Annotated in this window: 15 protein-coding genes and 2 pseudogenes; 7 read left to right on the top strand and 10 right to left on the bottom strand. The window is 36.0% G+C overall.

Annotation, left to right across the window (positions count from 1 at the left end):
- The first annotated feature begins 23 nt into the window (after positions 1–23).
- Genes FC748_RS04150 through FC748_RS04140 form a run of 3 tightly spaced genes read left to right on the top strand, consistent with a single transcriptional unit; the run spans position 24 to position 3,758 of the window.
- On the top strand, positions 24–1,148 hold the full coding sequence (locus tag FC748_RS04150; RefSeq protein ID WP_024361047.1) for an endospore germination permease: 1,125 nt from the start codon (positions 24–26) through the stop codon (positions 1,146–1,148).
- Positions 1,148–2,605, top strand: coding sequence for a spore germination protein (locus FC748_RS04145; protein WP_024361048.1), 1,458 nt, complete (start codon positions 1,148–1,150; stop codon positions 2,603–2,605). Before FC748_RS04150 ends, FC748_RS04145 begins: the two co-directional genes overlap by 1 nt.
- A complete protein-coding gene (locus tag FC748_RS04140) occupies positions 2,598–3,758 on the top strand; it encodes a Ger(x)C family spore germination protein (protein WP_029747078.1) in 1,161 nt (386 codons plus the stop codon). Before FC748_RS04145 ends, FC748_RS04140 begins: the two co-directional genes overlap by 8 nt.
- A 72-nt stretch (positions 3,759–3,830) precedes the next feature.
- On the opposite strand, the gene FC748_RS04135 is transcribed toward FC748_RS04140, so the two are convergent.
- Complete coding sequence (locus tag FC748_RS04135; protein ID WP_108030077.1) at positions 3,831–5,582, bottom strand: ABC transporter ATP-binding protein; 1,752 nt, start codon at positions 5,580–5,582, stop codon at positions 3,831–3,833.
- 449 nt (positions 5,583–6,031) lie between these two features.
- Between FC748_RS04135 and FC748_RS04130 the strand changes: the two genes are divergently transcribed.
- On the top strand, positions 6,032–6,790 hold the full coding sequence (locus tag FC748_RS04130) for a MeeY/MeeF family manganese export membrane protein (RefSeq protein ID WP_024361051.1): 759 nt from the start codon (positions 6,032–6,034) through the stop codon (positions 6,788–6,790).
- Between the two features lie 239 nt (positions 6,791–7,029).
- Positions 7,030–7,539, top strand: coding sequence for a ferritin (locus FC748_RS04125; RefSeq protein ID WP_025219855.1), 510 nt, complete (start codon positions 7,030–7,032; stop codon positions 7,537–7,539).
- A 49-nt stretch (positions 7,540–7,588) separates the two neighbouring features.
- Here the strand turns inward: FC748_RS04125 and FC748_RS04120 are convergent, their stop codons facing one another.
- The 4 genes from FC748_RS04120 to FC748_RS04105 all read right to left on the bottom strand — a co-directional run bounded on the left by FC748_RS04120 (position 7,589) and on the right by FC748_RS04105 (position 12,184).
- Positions 7,589–8,776, bottom strand: a complete 1,188-nt coding sequence (locus FC748_RS04120; RefSeq protein WP_024361053.1) for an iron-containing alcohol dehydrogenase — start codon at positions 8,774–8,776, stop codon at positions 7,589–7,591.
- A 17-nt stretch (positions 8,777–8,793) separates the two neighbouring features.
- Positions 8,794–9,639 (bottom strand): AhlS family quorum-quenching N-acyl homoserine lactonase, encoded by an 846-nt coding sequence (ahlS, locus tag FC748_RS04115; protein ID WP_024361054.1) that lies wholly within the window; start codon positions 9,637–9,639, stop codon positions 8,794–8,796.
- A 24-nt stretch (positions 9,640–9,663) separates the two neighbouring features.
- Positions 9,664–11,085 carry an aldehyde dehydrogenase family protein gene (locus tag FC748_RS04110; protein WP_108030076.1) on the bottom strand — a complete coding sequence of 474 codons (1,422 nt, stop codon included), beginning with the start codon at positions 11,083–11,085 and terminating at the stop codon, positions 9,664–9,666.
- Positions 11,086–11,179: 94 nt separating this feature from the next.
- Entirely contained in the window at positions 11,180–12,184 is a 1,005-nt protein-coding gene (locus tag FC748_RS04105) for a LacI family DNA-binding transcriptional regulator (protein ID WP_231786331.1), read from the bottom strand.
- A gap of 170 nt (positions 12,185–12,354) precedes the next feature.
- Here FC748_RS04105 and FC748_RS22375 point away from each other — a divergent pair.
- Both FC748_RS22375 and FC748_RS04095 read left to right on the top strand, forming a co-directional pair.
- Positions 12,355–12,606: pseudogene (locus tag FC748_RS22375) on the top strand (IS110 family RNA-guided transposase); the annotation flags it as partial.
- A gap of 314 nt (positions 12,607–12,920) precedes the next feature.
- Positions 12,921–13,103 (top strand): annotated as a pseudogene (locus FC748_RS04095) (IS5/IS1182 family transposase); the annotation flags it as partial.
- A gap of 68 nt (positions 13,104–13,171) precedes the next feature.
- Here FC748_RS04095 and FC748_RS04090 read toward each other — a convergent pair.
- The 5 genes from FC748_RS04090 to leuD all read right to left on the bottom strand — a co-directional run bounded on the left by FC748_RS04090 (position 13,172) and on the right by leuD (position 19,638).
- Positions 13,172–15,259, bottom strand: coding sequence for an ankyrin repeat domain-containing protein (locus tag FC748_RS04090; protein ID WP_108030073.1), 2,088 nt, complete (start codon positions 15,257–15,259; stop codon positions 13,172–13,174).
- Positions 15,260–15,272: 13 nt separating this feature from the next.
- A complete protein-coding gene (locus FC748_RS04085) occupies positions 15,273–15,611 on the bottom strand; it encodes a hypothetical protein (protein ID WP_024361059.1) in 339 nt (112 codons plus the stop codon).
- 266 nt (positions 15,612–15,877) lie between these two features.
- Positions 15,878–17,728, bottom strand: a complete 1,851-nt coding sequence (locus FC748_RS04080) for a dynamin family protein (protein ID WP_108030072.1) — start codon at positions 17,726–17,728, stop codon at positions 15,878–15,880.
- A gap of 261 nt (positions 17,729–17,989) precedes the next feature.
- Complete coding sequence (rbsK, locus tag FC748_RS04075; protein ID WP_108030071.1) at positions 17,990–18,871, bottom strand: ribokinase; 882 nt, start codon at positions 18,869–18,871, stop codon at positions 17,990–17,992.
- A 176-nt stretch (positions 18,872–19,047) separates the two neighbouring features.
- Positions 19,048–19,638, bottom strand: coding sequence for a 3-isopropylmalate dehydratase small subunit (gene leuD, locus FC748_RS04070; RefSeq protein ID WP_108030070.1), 591 nt, complete (start codon positions 19,636–19,638; stop codon positions 19,048–19,050).
- Positions 19,639–19,660 lie beyond the last annotated feature (22 nt).

Genomic DNA, 19,660 nt, shown 5'->3' with positions numbered 1-19,660 from the left:
AAAACAGGTTAGAGGGTTTTTATATGAAAAGTGTCGGATCGATTAGTATTTTACATGTTGTCTTCCTAGCAATGACCGTTATTGGCTTAAAAAATCACGTAACAATTATGCCTCCATTATTAGAGGTTGCAAAAAGAGATAGCTGGTTATCCGTTATTTTCACTTTACTAATCATGTTTCCTTGGCTCTTTCTTTTAGTGTATATTCATAGAAAATCAAAACAAGAACCTTTAAAAGATTGGTTAAAACAAAAAATTGGAAAAGTCGGCTCGAATATCGTCATCTATACAATTGTGATTTTTCTTATTGTAATTGCAGCTTTTACAATGATTGAAACGTTACAGTGGATCAATACAACCTTTTTACCTAAAACACCAAAGTTAATTTTACTTGCGATTTATGTCACGCTTTGTATTTTGCTTGTCACAACTAGTTTACAAACAATTGTTATTGTCAATGTGTTCGTTTTATTAGCGGTCGTCGTATTTGGCTTTTTTGTCGCGTTTACCAATTTACAAGTGAAGGACCATGAGTTACTACGTCCTTTTTTAGAGCATGGTTTCCAACCAATTTTATCGGGGCTCATCTACCCCGCTTCCGGCTTTTCAGAATTAATAATATTTTTACTCATCCAACATCAAATTAAAGATCGTCTTCGTTGGCACCATTTTGCCATCATGCTAGTGATTCTAGCAGGGTTAACATTGGGACCTCTTATTGGTGCCATTACAGAATTTGGACCCGCTGAAGCTGCTAAACAACGTTATCCTGCTTACGAAGAGTGGGGATTAGTAACTATAGGACGTTATGTAGAACATTTAGACTTTCTTTCTATTTATCAATGGCTTACAGGAACATTTATTCGTGTTGGATTTATTTTATACGTTGTAACGGACTTACTAGGCATGGTGGGAGACCACCAACGCATATGGAAAATGGTAGCACTTCCGTTCTTTTTCATATGCCTGCCACTAATATTATTAAATGAGCACATATTTCTAGAACTCAAAGGAAATTATATATTAACAGCTACGTTTATATTCTTTTTCTTACTATCCATTTTTTTAATGATTGTAGCTTTCATGTCAGGAAAAAAAGCAAACAAGTCTAAAGCCGATTACCAAGACACGGAAAGTGGTGACACCTGATGCCTTCAACAGAAAAGTCCTTAGATTTAAACCGCTTAAAGCAGTTATTTGAAAAATCTGCTGACGTTTATTTTCAAGAGTATGTATTTAAGCAGCATCGAGTACAATTCGTCATTTGTGAGGCAATGATTGATCAGCAACTACTCCATGACGTGATTGTAAGGCGCGTTCAATCTCTTTTTGATCATTTAACAGACACATCACTGCAAGATAACGTCGATACAAAGTTACACATCCCTAACTTAAAACAAGTAACAGAAGAATCAGATGCCATATCACTCGTATATACTGGCCACTTACTTCTTTATTTTGAATCCGATGAACTACTTTACGCAAGTAATATTGCCAAAAAGCCAAATCGTAATCCGGAAGAAACACGGATGGAAGTACTTGTTAAAGGGCCTCGAGATAACTTTATTGAAGATATTTCCGTCAATATTGCGTTATTAAGAAAACGACTGCCGACGAATTCCTTATGTGTTGAAAAAATGGAATTGGGAAAACGTTCAAAAACAACGGTTGCCATACTTTATTTTGGTGACATCGCCAACATGGACATTTTAAATAGTATAAAAGTACAGCTACAATCCGTTGATACAGATATTGTCTTTAGCGGTGATTTGCTTATGGAACGTGTCAACAAAAATACGCGATTTTTCCCGAAAACGGATTATACAGGACGTCCAGATTTCGCGATTCAAGCATTGATTCGCGGACGTTTTCTTATTTTTGTAGATGGTGTAGCGTATGCGGTTATCACACCGGTTAATTTATTTTTACTATTAAAATCAGGCGAGGATAATGAATATCCGATTGTTTTTAGTTCTCTGGAACGTTTACTACGTATATCAGGTATTTTTATCGGTTTGCTCTTACCTGCTTTTTGGCTTGCCTTAACGACTTATCATCAAAATCAATTACCTTTACTGTTTTTAGCAACAGTTGTGCAAGGTCGAACAGGTTTACCTCTTCCCTCTTCATTGGAAATGCTATTAATGCTACTGATGTTTGAGCTCTTTCGAGAAGCAGGTCTACGTTTACCATCTGTTATTGGCGGAACGATAAGTGTTGTTGGTGGTTTAATTATTGGTGATGCAGCCATACGTGCCGGTGTGACAAGCCCAGAAATGATCGTTATTATTGCTGTCTCTACCATCGCTTCCTTTACACTTGTAAATCAATCTCTCGTTACGACCATTAGTATTTTCCGTGTTGGTTTTATTTTGTTAAGCGGCTTCTTTGGGTTATTTGGCTTCTTTATATCCCTATACTTAACCCTTCTTTACTTATGTAATATAAGAATATTCGGTTATTCTTATATGCAAGTTGGCGGTGATTTAGACTGGCAAACCATTAAGAAAACACTTTTCCGTTTATCGCCTAAAGGTTACGCCAAACGCCCAAACTATATTGCTCCACAAGATCAAACACGTACGAGTGAGGATAAAAATGAATAAAAAAATACTCTGTATATTGGTAGTACTGACGACACTGCTGTCAGGTTGTTGGGATGTCACTGAACCTCAAAGGATGTACTATATTCATGCACTTGGTATCGATTTTAAAGATGGTCATTATGAAACCTATATGCAAATTATTGACTTTGCCAATATAGCCAAATCAGAACAGCCTAATAATCCGCAAGCCCAACAAGCTGAAATTGGACAAGCCAAAGGTAAAACAATAGAAGATTCTTTTTTTGATTTATATCATTCCATTGATCAAAAAGCATTTTGGGGTCATATTACCTACATTATACTGTCAGAAGAAGTCATGAAAAGCAACAAAGTCAACCAAGTACTTGACTTTTTAACTCGTTATCGCGAAATGAGATACCAAATTTGGGTATATGGCACAAAAGAGCCACTCGATAAATTACTAGTCGTGACACCAATTAATAATAAAGCACTTACATTATCGAAACTCGGTGATCCATTAAATTCATTTAGGCAAGAATCTTTTGTTACACCGATTAATGTTCGAAAATTGGCTATCGGTCTAAATGAGCCTAGTCATGAAGTGTACTTACCTCTCGTCTCAATTGATAAAGAATGGGAAACGTCGAAAGGACAGACTGAATCAATTGAAATAAAAGGTGTTGCCCTATTATCGAATGAAGGCTATAAAGGAACTCTCACACAAAATAAAGCTAACGGTGTCAAATGGATGACCAATGAAACAATGCGCAGTGAAATTACAGGGCAAATTGGTGAAGGTGAAAATTCCTATGTAACCGTTGCTTTAGAACATATAAAAGTTCATATTACACCTATCGTAAAAAACGAAAATGTACAATTTGATATTGAAATCAAATTGGAGGCAACCAGCGTTCTTGGTATTACCAAAAAAATCACTACTAAAGAAATTCAGAAAGAGATCGAAAAACAAGTGGAAAAAGAGGTAAGAGAAACGTTTAAGGAAGCTATAGCGTTGGACACAGATATTTACCGTTTATCTGAACAACTTTATCGAAAAAACGTTAAAACGTGGAAAAAATTAGAAAAAAACGGAAAAATAGAGTTAACTGAAGATTCTATACGCAATATTAAAGTAAATGTTTACAAAATAAATCCTGGCAGAGGATCTTATACTGAAACAATTAGAAAATAGTTGTCAAATCAAACAAAGGCATCGAATCATTTCGCATTCGATGCCCTTTTACTTTAGAATCTCATATTCTACTTAACATTCAATTGGTTGAATGGCTCTTTCACTATCGCCTTTGCGAAATTGAATATGATGAAGTTTCGCAAAAGTACCCTCTTGTGCAACTAATTCCTCATACGTGCCGTCCTCTTCAATCCCGTTTTGTGTAACAACAAGCACACGATCTGCGTTGCGGATGGTCGCAAGGCGGTGTGCAATAATAAGCGTTGTTCGATTTTCAGCAAGCTCTGCTAACGACTGTTGGATAATCATTTCCGTTTCGGTATCTAATGCAGAGGTTGCTTCGTCTAAAATTAAAATCGGTGGATTTTTTAAGAACATACGAGCAATAGCAATACGTTGCTTTTGCCCGCCTGATAACTTTAAGCCACGCTCACCAATTTGTGTGTCATAACCATCTGGCAATTCAGCAATAAAGGACTCGAGATGGGCTCTTTTAGCAGCTTCCTGAACCTCTTCATCACTTGCTCCTAAACGTCCATATGCAATGTTTTCTCGAATTGTTCCTGTAAATAAAAAGACATCCTGTTGGACAATCCCGATTTGTGCACGAAGAGAGGCTTGAGTCATATCTCGCACATCCAAACCATCAATCGTTATAGCTCCCTGATGGACATCATAAAATCTCGGAATTAAAGAACATATGGTCGTTTTCCCGGCACCCGATGGTCCAACGAAGGCAATGGTTTGTCCTGCCCGTACATCAAATGAAATATCTTTTAAAACAGCTTTAGACGCATCATAATTAAAATCAACATTTTTAAATGAAATGTCCCCATATAAATGTGTTACTGGTTGTGCACCGTCTCGATCCTGAACCTCAGGCTCCTGCTCTATCAACTCACGAAAACGTTTAAAACCCGCCATACCTTTTGGATAAAGCTCTAGCAAAGCACTAATTTTATCAATAGGTTTAATCAGAACATTCGTATACAAAACGAAGCTGACAAGTCCTCCATACGATAATTTCCCATTAAAGCTTAACCATGCGCCCACAACAAGGACTACTAACGTTAACAAACGAGTCATCATATAGATGCTTGAATGCGCCCCTGCCATAATTTTATACGCGTATAATTTTGCAGAACGGAAATAGCTATTTTGTTCCTTAAAACGCTCCATTTCAAATGCTTCATTTGTAAATGATTTCACAACACGTACACCAGACACACTATCCTCTACGCGACCGTTGACATCTGCAATTTTTCCGTACAACGTTTTCCATGCATTATTCATCTTGATGTTACTAACCGTAACAAGCCACATTAAAAATGGCACCATAATGGCTGCTATTAGCGCAAGTGTTGGATTGATATTAAACATAATGACGAAAGCGCCCAAAAATGTCATGATGGCAATGAATAAATCCTCTGGTCCATGGTGAGCAAACTCTCCTATATCAAATAAATCATTCGTAATTCGACTCATAATATGGCCGGTTTTTGTATTATCAAAAAAACGGAATGATTGACGCTGCACATGATTAAACAGCTCCTGTCGCATATCGGTTTCGATATTGATACCAAGTTTATGCCCTAGATAATTGACGATAAAGTTTAATACTGTACTAAGAGCATATACTAGTAATAGCATAATACTCACTTTAACAATCATGCCCCAATCTCCTGTAGGAAGAAGCTTGTCAATAAACCATTGTACAGCTAAAGGAAAGGCTAGCTCTAGTATTGCTACGACAATGGCACTGGAAAAATCGATAGCAAATAATCGTTTATGTGGTTTGTAGTATGAAAAAAACTTTTTATACATATAGGTCTCCCCTCTAAGGTGTTAAAAAATTTCACTTATCATCATATAGTACCACTCATGAGAAAAATTAGGAAAAAATTTAGTATAGCACTACATTTTTATTTGCTTTTTGCGAACAACGTGCTATAATCCTTAGTAAGAAGAATTGAATAGCTTTTGACATTTTTGTCAAAGGGGAGTAGCTAGCAGATGTGAGCGATACATCTGATTTCACATTCGTCATTACATGGTAGCAGCCATCGGGTGTGATAGCAAACTCATCTAATGTCATACATAGATGAGTTCTGTACTAGAAATTATTGGTACAAATTATTATTTGGAGCTTCCAAATAATTGCTTAGCAAGACCTTTGCCTATTTTTTAGGCATGGGTCTTTTTCTTTTGCCTAAAATAAACAATAGGAAAGAGCAAATTATTCATTTCTGTCCACAACAAAGGAGGAAACAAATTTGGAAGCGATTTTATTAGAATACGCTTGGGTACTTGTCGTATTAATTGTACTAGAAGGACTATTAGCGGCAGATAACGCGGTCGTGATGGCCGTTATGGTAAAACATTTACCAAAAGCACAACAACAAAAGGCACTATTATACGGATTAGTTGGTGCATTCGTTTTCCGTTTTGCCGCACTATTCTTAATTACAACACTCGTAAACTTCTGGCAAATTCAGGCATTAGGTGCTGCCTACTTGTTATTTATGTCAATTAAACATATTTACGATTCGCGGAAAGCCGCCGGAGAATCAGATGAAATTAAAGAACCTAAAAAACAATCTGGTTTCTGGATGACGGTTATTAAAGTAGAGCTTGCGGACATCGCCTTTGCGGTAGATTCCATTTTAGCTGCAGTGGCAATCGCTGTTACATTGCCGCATTTAGGTAATTTCGATGTCGGTGGTATTAATGCAGGACAATTCGGTGTTATGTTCCTTGGTGGTCTTATCGGGGTTGTCATGATGCGATTTGCGGCACGCTGGTTCGTACGTGTACTAGAAAAATTCCCGTCACTTGAAACAGCTGCATTCTTAATCGTTGGTTGGGTTGGCGTAAAGTTAGCAGTTTTAACGTTAGCACATGAAAAATTAGGCTTTATTCCTCACGAATTCCCACATTCAACAATGTGGAAAGCGACATTCTGGATTGTGTTACTTGCGATTGCGCTAATTGGCTACTTAGTAGGTATCAAAAACCAAAAGAAAGAAGCATAATAGATCATTCGCCTAGACTCAACGTCTGGGCGAATTTTTTTTGCCAAATACGGTCGGCATCTTATACTAGCTTCGTGGCGATTCTTCAATTTTTAAAAAGCTAAATCTTCTAATTGAGAACGAATATCAATTTAATTTTGCAGTATTTATGACGAAAAAAATCTTTTTCTGTATGATGACCCTCTTTCGCTATATACTATGAGAAGTAGAAGGTATTTACTGCAAAGGGAGGAACTACTATGTTATCAGAAAAACTACACACAGCACTTAACGAACAAATGAATTTTGAATTTTACTCCGCGCATGCCTATATGGCAATGGCCGCATTTTGCACAGATCAAGATTACGATGGGTTTGCCAATTTCTTTTTAGTGCAAGCGGAAGAAGAACGTTTCCATGCAATGAAATTTTATAACTTTTTAAGTGATATGGGCTATCGTGCAACAATCCATGGTTTTGACAGTCCAGAAAATCATTTCAACTCTATTTTGCATGCCTTTAAAACAGCTTTGTCACACGAAAAAGAAGTGACACGTCGTATCTACAACTTATCTGATATTGCATTAGATGAACGTGAACACGCCACAATGGCATTTTTAAAATGGTTCATCGATGAGCAAGTAGAAGAAGAATCAACGTTCGATACATTAATTCGTAAAATTGAACGCATTGAAAATGATTCAAATGCTATCTTTATGCTTGATGCGGAGTTAGCTACACGGACATTTACACCTGGTGCTGAAGCTTAATAAATAATGAAGGGCTGTATCAATTGATACGGCCCTTTTCATTTATTATCTACAATGTTTGTCGTTTCGGTTCGCGAATTTCCCCATCAAATGCTGCACGATAAATAGCCAAAATATCTTCTCGATTTAAGGGCATCGGGCTTCTGGCTAAAATTCTAGTCTGTTTCGTAGCATCATCCGTTAATTGTTCAAGTGCTAATTCCGGTATGGCAAACCCTTTCAAAGTTGAAGGAATATTTACATCCTTTACTAGTTGCTGTAATGCAACTACACATTTAAAGGAAGCATCTTCTTGCGATAAATAACTAGATGACAGCCCCATTGCATCTAAAATATCCTTCATACGTTTTTCGCAACTTTGACGAATATAGCCCATAACGTATGGTAGTAATACAGCATTTGAATCTCCATGTGCAATATGATACTGACCACCAAGAGGATAAGCCAAAGCATGCACCCCTGCTACACCTGCATTAAAAAATGCTAAGCCTGCTAAATAACTTCCATAACTCATATCTGAGCGCGCTTGCTTATTCTTGCCGTCATGTACGGCTGTACGAATTGAACTACTAATTAATTTAATCGCTTGAAGTGCAAGACCATCTGTCACTTCATTTGCATTAATTGAAACATATGCTTCAATTGCGTGGGTTAACGCGTCAACACCCGTAGCAGCCGTTACCTTTGCTGGCAAAGAAATTGTTAATTCCGGATCTACAATGGCTACATCAGCTAGTAAATAATCATGTGTCACGACATCCTTTGTCGTTTTTAACGATAAAACCGAAATATTTGTAACTTCCGACCCTGTACCTGAAGTTGTCGGAATTAGAATTTTGGGAAGCCCTTTATTTTCAAGTATTTTTGTACCTGTTAAATTTAAATAGTCAGCGACTTTGCCGTCATGAGTAGCTAATACGGCAGCTAGCTTTGCTAAATCTAACGCACTTCCACCACCTAATCCAATAACTAAATCAAATTGATGCTTTCTTGTATAGTCTACCAGTTGTTCCCCAATTGCAAGAGGTGGCTCTGGAGCAATGTCAGTATAAAGGGTCGTACGATAACCATTTTCTTGTAAAGGTTTATTAATATGGTCCACTATACCTAACTCTTTTAACAACGGGTCCGTTACGATTAATATATTCTTTGCTTCGAATTTTTGCACTTCTACAAGTAAATGCTGTAGACTCCCCCAACCTATATAGTTTGTAGGAGTAAAGGTAAGTTTACTCATGTTCGTTCTACTCCCATCTATTCATAATAGCCTTCTGTTGATTTTCTAAATGATTTAAATTGCACGGGGTCATGGCCGAACCATACTTGCGAATTTGTTTCGTTTGCTAATCTTCGAATTCGTTCAACTGTTGAGTTATAACCTACTGAATCATAGATGATACCAGGAGGCTTAACCGGTGGTCCAAAGCTTTCAGCTGTGTAAATAGCGTCTGACGCTAAAATGATTCCCCCTGTTTCTGGCATATTAATATGCAAACCGAGCATACCCCAAGCATGCCCACTACCAAAATTCAATATATTGATACCTTCTGCCAGTTTCACATTATCTTCACCACGTTTGATTAGGCGCCACTGTAAGTTGTTTTTAATCCACATATCAATATCACCCCAAACATACGCACCATCCTTAACATTTCTCGCGTATGTTTGTAACGTTCCATTAAATTCATCTTCCTGCACAATGATCGTTGCATTTGTAAAAAGTTCTAAACAACCTGCATGATCTAAATGAAGATGTGAAGCAACTACATATTTAATATCCTCAGGGCGAACATTTAATTCTTCTAATCGATGATGTAAATAGCATTCTTCTGGCATATTAATAGGGAATGCTTTTTGTGTAAATTCACCCCACCTTCCTTCGGGTCCCATTGAGTTTGGATTACATGCTGTATCAAATAAAATTTTCCCTTCTGGATGATCAATTAAAACTGTATAAACCGGAAATTCAACAAATTCATTTGGTTGATTCGGGTGGTCAATCGTTGCAGGATTATGCATTGCAATCATATAGTTTTTATCCATGCGCATCGTTCCATTATCCATAACAAATAGTTTAGCGTGCTTGTTTATCATCTTCATTTTACAAACATCCCCATTTCATGATTAGTTGTTATTCCAAATAACGAGTTTCATTTCAGTCATTTCTTCGATTGCATATTTAATACCTTCCTTACCTGTTCCACTGTCTTTTACTCCTCCATATGGCATATGATCAACTCGGTATGTAGGCACATCATTTATAATGACACTACCTACATGTAATTTTTTCGATGCCTTAAATGCTGTTTCTATAGATGAAGTAAAGATGCCAGCTTGTAGACCATAATTCGAATCATTTATTGCTTCGATTGCTTCATCTATTGTGGACACAGTGTTAATGATAACGACAGGCGCGAAAATCTCTTCACAGGAAACGCGGCTGTGAGATGGTACATTATAAAGGACAGTAGGTAATAAAATATTGTTTTCAATCCGACCTCCAGTAATAATTTGTGCACCTTCATTGACTGCCTCTTGAATCCAAGCATATGCACGTTGTTGTTCAGTTTCTGAAATCATTGTTGTTAAATCTGTTGTTGGATCAAGCGGATCCCCTATCTTTAGTTGGGTAATTTTCTCTGTAAACTGTTTTAAAAATGAATCAAGAACATTGTCCAGAACATAAATACGTTGCAAGGAAATACAAACTTGACCTTGATTTGAAAACGCTCCCATTACTATACGATCCATTATGTTTTCTAATGGAACATCTTCATCGACAATTACTCCCGCATTAGAGCCAAGTTCTAACGTTACCTTTTTCAATCCGGCTCGATTACGAAGAGAAATACCGACTGCTGGACTGCCTGTAAATGTAATCATTTTCACTTGAGGATGTGCTAAAAATGTATCCCCGATGAGTTTTCCAGAGCCCGTAACTAAATTAAAAGCACCTGCAGGTAAGTCTGTTTGCGCAAGTAATTTTGCTAAAAAATGTGCAGATAGTGCCGTTTGTGTTGCCGGTTTTAAGACAATTGTGTTTCCTGCCGCTAATGCTGGGCCGACTTTATGTGCGACAAGATTTTGAGGGAAATTAAATGGCGTAATTGCCGCTATAACGCCAATCGGTTCCCTCAACGTATAAGCAAAGCGTCCTTCTCCACCTTTTGAAGCATCCATCGGAATCAATTCACCTGCAAGGCGCTTCGCTTCTTCAGCGGCAAACTTATATGTTTCAATTGTTCGGTCTATTTCTGCAACTGCATACTTTAGTGGCTTAGCGGATTCTAACGAAATAATAGTAGCTGCTTCTTCTCGATGCTCAGCAAATAAATTCGATAATTGTTCCAAAATTTGAGCTCTCTGAATTGCTGTTAACATTGCCATCTTTGAGGTAGCTGCATGTGCGCACTCAATTGCTTGTTGCACATCGATCTCAGTTGCTATCGCAAACTGACCAATTAATTCTTTTGAATACGGGGCATAAACATCTAAATATTCATCCGTCATACGCCACTCGCCATTCAACATTAAATGTTTCTTCAAGTCCTCACTCCCTTTTAATGGTTACGTATTTATTTCTGAAAATAAAGAAATGAATACGTAACCATTTTAGTATAAAAAAATAAACTGACACTCATCAGTTCATTTTTTTACCTGTTGTGTTTCTTGGGAAAAGTTTAACAGATTCAGTTTGCTGGATGCAAGCACTTTTTTTCTCCATTACATCAAATAATTTCTCAATCGCTAAAAACCCTAAATTTTTTTCCGATTTGATGCCAACTGTCGTCAAGGAAATAGAACGATGTTTACTCAGTTCTACATTATCAATTCCAATTACATTAAAATCGTTAGGGATATTGAATCCTTGTTCTAAACATTGGTTGAGTATTTCAATGGCAATAGCATCTGTTGCAGCGCAAATTGCTGTCGGTCTTGGAGATAGCAACAATAGTTCTTCAAACACTCGTTTTATATCACCTTTGCTCGTATTTGTAAAAAATGTCGGTACTGTATTTATATCTATGCTCGCCTCAACCAACGCCTTTTTAAAACCCTCATATCTTCCAAAAAAAGTACTCATTTCATGTGGCCCCCCTATCCAACAAAGGTCCGTATGTCCTAAAGTCACTAGATGATTAGTCGCTAAATAACCTGCTTCTATATTATCTATTTCTACAAAATGTCTATTTTCTTGATGCTTACGATTAAACATAATAAAAGGTATCTCTAGTTTTTCAAGCTTATAAAATAATGGATCCGTATACCTTATAGATGATAAAATAATTGCATCCACTTTTGTTTCTAACACGGAATTATAAATAGTCTCTAGATTATCTTCCGTTCCAAAATACACGTTTACCTTATAGCCTCTAGCATTTGCATAATTTACAATTTCGGTTGTTGTATCGACAAAAAATGGATTATGCAACGGTCCAGAAATTAAAGTAATTATTCCTGTCTTTTGTTGTACAAGTGATCTTGCAATATCGTTTGGGACATAATTTAATTGTTCAATGGCCTCCATCACCTTTTTTAATGTTTTCGGTTTCACGAGTTCTGGAGTATTTAACACTCGTGAAACCGTTGTCTGTGAAACACCGGCATACTTTGCTACATCTTTAGAAGAAACCAAAAAAACCACCCATTTCATCTTTCTATGCCTATTTTATACCATCAAAAGGATAATGTTAATAGCATTAAACTAGTTAAGGTATAAGCACAATCAAAGTTATCCCTTTTATCTGCACTATAACCTAAAAAAAACTGAACGCTTATGCAGGAATAGATATAATACGATAGGGCAATACGCAATATAGAGATCGTATGAATAAACGAGGAAACAAGCATTTACGGAAAATTTTATATTTCATGGTGTGTGCCATGCTTAGGGCACAAGGAAAACCGAATCTTTTTGTGGACTATTATTATAAATTAAAAAAGCAACCTCAGAGGAAGCCTCATAAGATTGCAAATGTCGCCTGCATCAATAAGTTTCTGAAAGTGACATTTCAGTTACTGACGCGTGGCATTCTTTACGATTATGAGTCCGCACTACCAGCTTAGAAATCGTAATCACCCATATAAAACTATAACATAATGACCTTTCAAAAAAATAAAAATCGCCAAGTCTTTTTGGCGTATCCAAAAATGAGTGTGAAGTGATGAGAGATGTCCCTCACCACTTCACACTCATAAAAATATAAATTAATCTTTAAATATGGTTGGCTAATCGTAAGAAAGAGGCTGGGACAAAACCCTCCTCTGAAATAAACGGCTTAGATCATTTTTACATAAAAATAAGAATCACTTCTGATAAGTCAATCAATTAGTTTTGCCTTTAGATTTAGAAGTGAAGTTACAAAAGAATGATATTGCCTGACGTGGAACCCGTTTTTGGATTCTTGAAAGCTAATTTGCGTTTTACTCGATTTTCTGTACGAAGAAAATCGAAGGCTGATAACGAGATGGGTCCCGCATTAATGGTGAATTTAAGAAAATTCACAGCCATTTGCATAGAACTATATGGAGACAACATAAAAAATAGAGAAATCCGAATTTGAAATCATTCAAATTCGGATTTCTCACTAATTGAAGCAGTTATGTCCCAGCCCCTTTTTTCTACAAGCTGCTAATCCTTTGGATAATAATAATAGAAATTAGCATCTGCATAAGTAAGAAACCCTAACTCTTCATTCGGTTTTAAATTTAATATTTGTTCCGTGCCTTCAAGATAAAATAATGCTTTCCCATCATCCATGACAAATGGTTTTCCCAAATCTTTATACCAAGTTTCATTTAGATGTTTAGGATAAAAATCAAACATAATTTCTTCTATTTTATTGCTCCCTGTATAAGTACAATATTGTGTCTCTATATTTTTTCCAGTGCTATCTTTCAAGTAATAAAAATTGCAGTCAATTTCACCATTTATAGAAGTAAATTCTTGCCTTTTAGCTGGGTTCCCTAACTTATTCACTACATCTTTTCTAGAATTCCCTAAAGTAATCCCACTTACTATGTAAACATTTTTTTGTTTATCATATTTAATGACAAATTTACCTTGTTCAAATAATTCTACCAATGATTTATTATATTTTTCAGCAACGGTTTGCGCTGATTCCCCATTACTATTGACTGAATCAATATTCACTTTATTCTTTATCAGTTCTTCAACAATTTTTTTATCCCCATTTACAATAGCTACATATAAGGGTGATTGTCCTTGTCCATTCAGTCCATTTACATTTGTCCCCTTGTTTATTAATGCTGTTAGAAAAGCCACATTATCTTTTTTCTGATTAAGGAGAACATGGATTGCATTATTTCCTCGTTTATCAACCTGATTCACATTTAGTCCTTTGTCTATAAATAGTTGCACTATCTCATTATTTTCAGTAAGAATAGCCATTTCGTATGTATTTTGGCCATTTTTATTCTCCTTATTTAAATCAATAGCCAGGTTCAGTAATTCTTTGATAAATGCTGTATCTTTTAACTGTTGTAGCAAGGCTACTTGAACAATATTATTCCCTTCATTATCCACATCTTGTAGATTTACTTTTACATCATGGATAAGGTAGTCAATTATTTCTGGATTTCCTGTCTCCATGGCAGTATATAAAACCGAATGTCCCATTTCATTCTTAACATCCATATCCACTTTGAAATGATGTAACTCTTTTAGTATTTCCATTTGTTCATTGTCGACCGCAAGATGAGCAAGCGTATTCTTTTCTTGTCCAACTGTAATACTCACCATTCCTTTATTCATTAGCGAAATAGCCAACTTTTTATTTGGTAATTTAATGGCTTCGCTTATTGAATTTTCGCCATCCCTATTGACAAAATTAGCATTTGCCCCATTTTCAATCAAAAAATTTATCTCATTCCTATTTTGATGTTTGACTGCCTCAATTAAAGCATTATCCTTATCTTTTAACAAAAGATAATTATCCCATGAAAAGGTAAACTTTGTTATAAAGCCAAATGTACCAATAACGATAAGTAATAAAAGGCTAACAACCACCGAGCTATATGTAAAAATTTTCCTTACCTTTTTCTTAGTTTCTTCACGTTGACGTTCTTTTTCCAGTTGTTCTTTCTTTTGATTCTCTTCTAATTGTTTTTCATATAACTGAATCTGTTCATTAATCGTTTCTTCATTACTATAAATGGAAATAATATGATTTTTTTCTTTTTTACAACGCTGACACGCTTCCATATTCTCTAAGTTGAGACGCCCACATACACATACCCATTTATCATTTAATAGTTGTGAATAATACTTTGCATCATTTCCTTCATGCGCTTTTACATAAGCTAATTGCCTCGGATTATGTATTTCTTTTAATTCTACTTTCTCTAGCTCTGTTTCAGCTTTAGTCCATGTAGTTTCGTCACTAAAAAGTACTTTCTCAATGACAATCTCCACTTTTCTGGCATGTAAAAAATTATCTAATGAAATTCTTTCATTCGTATCAAATGCTTGGCTAGGGCCTATTGAATCGGGAAAATGAAATTTATGTTCAAAACAATTTGATACCGAACCAGTAGGCTCACCAAATTGGTCAAAACAATAGATAGTCGCATTAAAACCTTTGATCGTTTTTTCAGAGATATTATTAAATCGAAATGAACAATAAACGTTACCCGTTTTTTTACTTCTATATAGCTGATACTCAAGCAATTCAATTGGACAATTTATATCAACTAGCATTCTGCTCCTCCTATTAATTCAATAATTCAAATTCTTCTTCTTGAGGTTTATTAGTAACTTTTGAATTTATATCTTGAAGTAATGCAATTATTTTTGCTATCGCTAAAAAGAAAATCCCAGTTAACATAATTGATATTACTGACATCAACGTCGTTGTCAGATGAGAGGAGTAAATATCCTTCAATGCAAAATATTTTTCTTCTATAAGATTATTATCATAATGTTCAATAGCTGCTGCTTCCCAGTATTTCATATCCTCTCTTTCTTCCTTTAAACTTGAAACCTGCGTTAAACTAAAAATGATAGCTGTTACAATTAAAATGACACTCGTTATCTGCAGTACCAGTTTCATCTGCGTCAACCCTCCACAATTTTAAAATAATTAATATTATATACTAATTACCTAATATTTACTATATAATCCAAAACATCTTAAAAGAAAAAATTCATAAATAATAATTTTTTATGGTACTTTTAATTTATTTTCTATTCGCCTGTTGTCAATCCATTTCTCCCTAAATATTAGCATTTGTGAAACAACCACTCATAAATTTGAACGAAATGAATCCGTTAAAAAACGCTCTAAAAGATTCATTCTTCTAGAACGTTTTGTGCTACTTAATCTTCATATTGAATTTCTAATTTATTCGGTATGGCGGGTATATCGTTTGATTTAACGTCCGTCTCGGCAAGTCGTAATGGCTGTAATGCATATTTACTTTCAACATCAAATGGAATGGCTATACTTTCCATTTTGTTATTCATTTGACTTCTCGCCAGTAAGCCATTTTTAGATAGATCGATACTTGTAATATTGTCGATTGTTTCTTTAAGCATTTGCTGATCTTTCGGGCGTAGTGGCACCCTTTCATCCATAAGAAACGGTTGAATATTTTCTTTAATAAACCCTTGTGCCTCTATTAAACAAGAAAATTCATTTAACTTCGCAGCATATAATTTTAGTTGGTGTTTCTCTTTTGCCCGTTGCTGATTCAGCTCGTTCACCTTTTTCTCAATACGCGCTAAACGCTTTTTGGATAGGTTAATCAAATAGTTTTGGACTGTATTTATTTCTTCCACAATGATAGCTTCCGCTTCCCGTACTTTCGCATACTGCGTAACACATACTTCTTGCTGTTCATTTAAACGCAGAACACGTTCTTTGAAAAAGTCATTTTGTGTATGATGGCCAAAAATGGCTTTCATCAACCCTTTTCCATGAATTTTTTTATGTTGTGCGTCCAAACGCTCATATTCTCGCATATATTCATTATGCATATTACGATATTCACGTAATGCCTGTTGATAAATCACTGCTTTTTCAGTAAATTGTTCAACGAAATCATCTTGTAAATAATCATGTTGCGAAATCGTTTGTAAGAGCTGATACAATGTTTGAACATTTTTGAATACGCTTGCTACTTGCTCGTACTCTTGTTCATATTCCTGTACAATGGCTACATCTCGCTGATAACGTGAAAATTCATATTGTGTATCTCCCGCAAATTTTTCGATGTTTTCTACTGCTGATTGAAATGGATCACGTTGCGGTATAATCGTTAATTCGAAGCGGAAACGCTCCAGCCATTGTAAAAAACGAATAATAATTGCGTACGTTTTTTTATCGCTATTCTCTGCAACTCGTTGAATTTGCGCAATTAGATTATCATATTGACTACGCTGCCATAACGCTTTATTGTCTGTTTGTTGTGCTTCAAGGGCATCCATTGCAGAAATCGCTACAAAATCGCTTAATAAATGACCAATTCGTTCTTTTTCAGAACGAATAAAGGCTTCTGTATTATTATTTTTATCGATGCCATTAACGATACAAAGTGGGACTACCCCTTTATTTTTTAAAGCTTCCATTAATAAAACTTCTGCATCGATCGCCATTGATTCTGAACGTAACACCCAAAAAATTTCATCCACTCGATTGATTAGCGATTCGGAGAAGTAAGCCATTTCTCCCCCACCCGCTTCTAATGAGACCGAATCGATAATTGTCACAGATTTTAATAACTCATGCTTAACATATACTTCTAGATAATCTAAATGTTCACGTAAAATTTGTGATGCAAACGTATCACCTGTAGTAAGTAATTCTAATTTGCTCATATCAAATATTGCCACCATACCATCTAAAAAATATGCTTTAATTTCCTCATGCTCACCATATCGTAAAAACGTATTAACCCCTGTCGGATTTTGATCGCTTACAGGTAAAATAGAACGACCAAGAAGACCATTTACCAGTGTTGTTTTTCCTACTCGTTCTTTTCCGACTATCAGTACCATTGTTTGATTGTTTGCATCTTGGATTATACGATTTAAGTGCTTAGCTGTATCTTTCACATATGTATTTTGTACAATAATGCTGTGCAGTTGACGTAAACGATCCACAAACTGTGGCAAAATATTATTCGCTGAGGCTGTATAGTCGATTGGCGTAGTGTCAATATTCGTCATCCTCAAAACCTACTTTCATATGTATCTATAGTTCCATTATAAAGGAAACTATTCGATTTCTTATATATAGTCATGAAATTTAATGACAAAAAAGGACAAACTACTTAGTTCGACTTGTCACAAATAGGATTTCCTTCTTAGGTTAAATTTCTCTATTTTTCACATTTATCGCACAACTAGGTATATGCAATGATAGTGCCTCATGCTAATAACTAGAAAATCCACACATTCCAACACTTTACTTATAAAGCGTAATGTTTTTTATTCGTCCAAACCAGCCATTCTCGCATAAACTTTACTAAGTGTTGGCATACCGCCTTGTGCACTTACTTGCTCAACCGCTAGCGAGGCCGCTATATTCGCAAAGTACACTGCTTCATCCAACGATTGCCCCTCTACTAATGCATAGGCAAGCGCACCATTGAAAGTATCCCCAGCCCCAGTTGTATCCACCGCTTTTGTCATATAGCCAGGGACATGAATAGGATATTCGCCATCAAAGTAACGTGCCCCATCACGACCAAGTGTAATAATTAGTTTATTCGGATATTTTTCGAGCGTTTGATCGAAATCGTTTCCGAATAGCTGGGCACACTCAATTTCATTTGGGGTCAAGTAGGTAATATCATCCATCCAGCACATATCAAAGTTCGCCGCTGGGGCTGGGTTTAACAGCACTGGTACATTCGCTTCCTTACATAATTTTATAGCATGTGCTGTCGTCTCCGTCGGAATTTCAAGCTGTAAGATTACCATTTGACTTTGTGTAATGACATCTTTTACAGCATCCAAATGTGTTGGTTCCAGCTTATAATTTGCTCCTGGGACCACGATGATACGATTATCATTGTGATGCACTAAAATATTCGCAATGCCCGTCGATTCTGAAGTTGTTAGAAGCGATGTTGTATCAATATGCTCCTGCTCTAAAACTGTTCGCAATGTATGCCCAAAACGATCATCGCCTACACAACCAATCATTGTGACGTTGCTGCCTAAACGAGCCGCAGCAATCGCCTGATTAGCCCCCTTTCCTCCAGGACTTGTTTGAAAGTGTTGCCCAAGAACCGTTTCTCCCTGTTGTGGGAAATCCGCCATTTGTATCACTAAATCCATATTTAAACTACCAATTACTGTAATCATTTAAATCATCCTTTCGATTCCTTCTTTCTATTTTAACGACTTAGCAAAAGAAAGACAAAGGCTTCCTTGTTTTCAGTATTTCGAAGTAGCTATGCTGGCAACGTTCCCATCAAACAGCAAAAAAGTGTTAGATTGATTCCAGTCAATCTAACACTCTTCTCGGCTTTACTTGCCCATTAGTAGGCTACACGTTGTGCTTCATAGGCAGCAATTTGGTCTTCGTATTTAAATGTTAGGGCAATTTCATCCCAGCCATTTAGTAACGTTTCTTTATAATAAGAATCGATGTTGAATGTATAAACTTTACCATCTTCACCTGTTACTGTTTGTGCTTCAAGATTTACTTCTACATGATAAGGTTTCTCTAAACCTTTTGCTAAAATTTCATCGCACTCTGCTTCCGTTAACTTGATAGGTAATATACCATTTTTGAAGCAGTTATTATGGAAAATATCCGCAAATGAAGGGGCAATGACGACGTTAAAGCCATAATCTAAAATTGCCCACGGTGCATGCTCACGTGAAGAGCCACAGCCAAAATTATCTTGCGCTACTAAAATTTTAGAGTTTTTAAATTCTGCTTTATTTAATACAAAGTCCTGTACTTCATTGCCTTGTGCATCAAAACGCCAATGATAAAATAAAAATTGACCAAAGCCTGTACGCTCAATGCGTTTTAAAAACTCTTTCGAAATGATTTGATCTGTATCGACATTTTTACGATCAAGTGGTGTTATCACACTATTTACGATATTAATTGGTTGCATTTTCAATCATCCTTTCCGTGTA

The organism is Lysinibacillus sphaericus, from assembly GCF_005217585.1.
Classification (GTDB): Bacteria; Bacillota; Bacilli; order Bacillales_A; family Planococcaceae; genus Lysinibacillus; species Lysinibacillus sphaericus.
The sequence above is the reverse complement of the archived record's forward strand: the minus strand, read 5'-3'. Positions and strand labels throughout refer to the sequence as shown.

What these genes read in the sequence shown, in the direction of transcription:
- FC748_RS04150 (WP_024361047.1), top strand. Translation starts at nt 24, where the DNA reads ATGAAAAGTGTCGGATCGATTAGTATTTTACATGTTGTCTTCCTAGCA.
- FC748_RS04125 (WP_025219855.1), top strand. Translation starts at nt 7,030, where the DNA reads ATGTTATCAGAAAAACTACACACAGCACTTAACGAACAAATGAATTTT.
- FC748_RS04145 (WP_024361048.1), top strand. Translation starts at nt 1,148, where the DNA reads ATGCCTTCAACAGAAAAGTCCTTAGATTTAAACCGCTTAAAGCAGTTA.
- rbsK (WP_108030071.1), bottom strand. Translation starts at nt 18,871, where the DNA reads ATGATTACAGTAATTGGTAGTTTAAATATGGATTTAGTGATACAAATG.
- FC748_RS04135 (WP_108030077.1), bottom strand. Translation starts at nt 5,582, where the DNA reads ATGTATAAAAAGTTTTTTTCATACTACAAACCACATAAACGATTATTT.
- FC748_RS04140 (WP_029747078.1), top strand. Translation starts at nt 2,598, where the DNA reads ATGAATAAAAAAATACTCTGTATATTGGTAGTACTGACGACACTGCTG.
- ahlS (WP_024361054.1), bottom strand. Translation starts at nt 9,639, where the DNA reads ATGAAGATGATAAACAAGCACGCTAAACTATTTGTTATGGATAATGGA.
- FC748_RS04085 (WP_024361059.1), bottom strand. Translation starts at nt 15,611, where the DNA reads ATGAAACTGGTACTGCAGATAACGAGTGTCATTTTAATTGTAACAGCT.
- FC748_RS04090 (WP_108030073.1), bottom strand. Translation starts at nt 15,259, where the DNA reads ATGCTAGTTGATATAAATTGTCCAATTGAATTGCTTGAGTATCAGCTA.
- leuD (WP_108030070.1), bottom strand. Translation starts at nt 19,638, where the DNA reads ATGCAACCAATTAATATCGTAAATAGTGTGATAACACCACTTGATCGT.
- FC748_RS04120 (WP_024361053.1), bottom strand. Translation starts at nt 8,776, where the DNA reads ATGAGTAAACTTACCTTTACTCCTACAAACTATATAGGTTGGGGGAGT.
- FC748_RS04080 (WP_108030072.1), bottom strand. Translation starts at nt 17,728, where the DNA reads ATGACGAATATTGACACTACGCCAATCGACTATACAGCCTCAGCGAAT.